The following is a 2,426-nucleotide window of genomic DNA, read 5'->3' as shown; positions in this document are numbered from 1 at the left end:
TTGCGGTGGTTCGTGAATTCGAAGCCATCGACCCGCAGCACCGACGAGATGCGATCCCAGCGCGGCCTCAGGTCGGCCGACGCGTAGAAGGGCAGCGTGTCGTGGGCCAGGATGGAATCGGGCCGACGCCAATCGGCCCACAGGGACAAGGCGGAGACCCCCGCCGTCATGACGGCGAGGCCGAGGCACAGCAGCACGGCGGCGCGGCGGATCATGGGCGAGGGCATGCGGAACTGGATCAGTCGTGGCTCGTGATCGGCGTGCCGCGGTAGCAGCCGATCGTGTACGGGAAGGTCTCGGTCGTGTGGTAGTGGTACTGCGTCACCGAGGTGTCGGTGTGCCCGTGGCAGATGTCGAGGTCGTCGTTGGTGATGGTCTTGCCCGCATCACCCTGCACGCCGTAGATGGCAAATCCGTCGGCCGCATATCCGATCACGGCTGAATGCTGGCTCGCGACATCGGCGGTCAAGCCGCACTTCGGCAGGCTGTGATAGTGGTACTTGCCGGTGCCCTCGGGGTGGCCTTCGCAGGCATCGGTGACTTCCCACGCCCGGGCGTCGCGGCCCTTGGCATCGAACGCGGCGAACATGCGCGCTCCGGTCAGGAAGATGCCGACGGCTCCGCCGCCCAGGCAGGTCGGTGTCGCATTGACTGTCGGATTGGTGCTCAGCCCGGACCAGGCAACGGTGTTCGTCAGGATCTTGTTGGGGTTGTGGTCGTACTGATAGGCCAGCGGGCTCGTTGCATTCGTGATTCCGTAGATCCCGGTGGTGTGGCTGGGCAAGCCGTTCCCTGCCAGGCTGCGGACGGCGTTGGCGATCGTGTTCGTGAACGTCGATACCCATGAATCGTTGCCGGTCACCGCGTAGATCGATTTGGTCTGCAGGTTCCAGGTCGTTCCGTCGCTGCTGATCCAGCCTTGCGCGACGTTGCCCGGGTTGTTCGGGTTCGTCGTGTTGGTGCACTTGTAGAGATAGCCGACAGCAGTCGGGACCGTCTCGATGATCTTGCTGGTGCCCACAGGCAGTGCCGTGGTGTCGACAGTGGTTGTTGTTCCGCCACCCGAAGACGTCGCCGCCGGCGTCACGGTCTTGCTCGTCGACGTCGCCGACCCCGCCGAGTTGGTCGCCGTCACCGTGCAGGTGTACGTGGTCCCGTTCGTCAACGTGGTGACGGTGATCGGGCTGCTGGTGCCAGTGGCCGATCGGGTGGTGGCACCGGTGGCCGCGCAGCTGCCGCTGTAGCTCGTGGCCGTGCCACCGCTGGTCGACGCCGTGAAGGCGAGGGCGGCCTGAGCGTCGCCGGCGGTTGCCGAATCCAGCGTCGGCGTGCCGGGCGCCGTCGTGCTCGTGGTGCTCGTCGTGCTGGTCGACGAGGACGATCCGTTGCCGCCGCACGCGGCGAGCATCAGCAATGGCCCGACCTGCAGCAGGTTTCGGATGAGTTGGACGGCGCGCGAAGGGGTGTGGGTCACGGCGGGGCTCCAGAAAGCGGTTGCTCGGATGTGGATGAAAGGCACCGTGGACGGTAGAGCTGCTTTGTGGAGCGACGCAGCGGATCCTCTGCACAATTCCTGCATCTTTGTTGCCAAGCCCCGGGGCGCATCGCCCCGTCTGCGTTACGCTGCCGCCCTTGGCCCGGCAAGCGGGCCCGCGGAGAGCGTTCATGAAGACCCACAACATCGAGATCCAGCGTGTGAAATCCATGGCACACGACGTCCACGGCATGGTGCATCTGAAGGTCGATGCGCTGGTGCAGACGGTGACCAACCACGACGACGAGCCGTCCAGCGTCATCAGCCTGACCGAGGCGAACCTGCGTGTGCTGCAGGCGCTGATCAAGAACCAGCTGCTCGAGCTCGACAAGCGCAAGGCGCGCAGCCGCTTCTGATCTGGAACGATCGAGTTGAAACCGGGTGTGTACCCGGGCCGCCGCGCCCTACAGGCCGGTGCCGCGAGGCCGATGACAGGGGCGAGTGCCGTTCGATCCGGCCTTCAACCCGCCTGTGCACGCGAGCGAAGTGACCACTGACGGTTACCAGTTCTCGCGCCACAATGGTGCCTTCGACCCATGATCCCCGATGACCGTGCCCTCCGTTCCCACCAAGACCTCGAGCGGCCATGACGAGTTGCGCACCCGCACGCAGCGGCTCGGTCAGCGGCACCGCACGGTGCTGTTCCTGGTGGACGGGCGGCGCACGCTCGCCGAGGTGCTGAGCCTGGCGCACCAGGCCGGCGCGCAGACCGTGCATTTCGAGGAGCTGGTGCGGCTGGGCCTGGTCGAGATTCCTGCCGAGCAGGACGTGTCGGAGGTGATCGACAGCGGCTCCGGCGCACTCGATGCCCCCAAGCTCACGAGCGTGGCCCTCGACGTGCCGACGCCGCCGCAGTCCGAACCCCCACCCGAACCCCCACCCGAACCTGAAC

At 66.3% G+C, this 2,426-nt stretch carries 3 protein-coding genes and 1 pseudogene; 2 read left to right on the top strand and 2 right to left on the bottom strand.

Annotated features, from left to right (window positions below; genetic code table 11):
* On the bottom strand, positions 1–215 hold a 215-nt coding region (locus AC1D01_RS30285), incomplete at its 3' end, for a hypothetical protein (protein WP_477873032.1).
* 23 nt (positions 216–238) lie between these two features.
* Positions 239–1,474, bottom strand: coding sequence for a YHYH protein (locus AC1D01_RS30280; RefSeq protein ID WP_477873030.1), 1,236 nt, complete (start codon positions 1,472–1,474; stop codon positions 239–241).
* A 191-nt stretch (positions 1,475–1,665) separates the two neighbouring features.
* Between AC1D01_RS30280 and AC1D01_RS30275 the strand changes: the two genes are divergently transcribed.
* Complete coding sequence (locus tag AC1D01_RS30275) at positions 1,666–1,890, top strand: hypothetical protein (RefSeq protein ID WP_047505575.1); 225 nt, start codon at positions 1,666–1,668, stop codon at positions 1,888–1,890.
* A 190-nt stretch (positions 1,891–2,080) separates the two neighbouring features.
* Positions 2,081–2,426: pseudogene (locus tag AC1D01_RS30270) on the top strand (hypothetical protein); the annotation flags it as partial.

It is taken from the genome of Rhizobacter sp. P3_B12, assembly GCF_056402895.1.
The sequence above is the reverse complement of the archived record's forward strand: the minus strand, read 5'-3'. Positions and strand labels throughout refer to the sequence as shown.

What these genes read in the sequence shown, in the direction of transcription:
- AC1D01_RS30275 (WP_047505575.1), top strand. Translation starts at nt 1,666, where the DNA reads ATGAAGACCCACAACATCGAGATCCAGCGTGTGAAATCCATGGCACAC.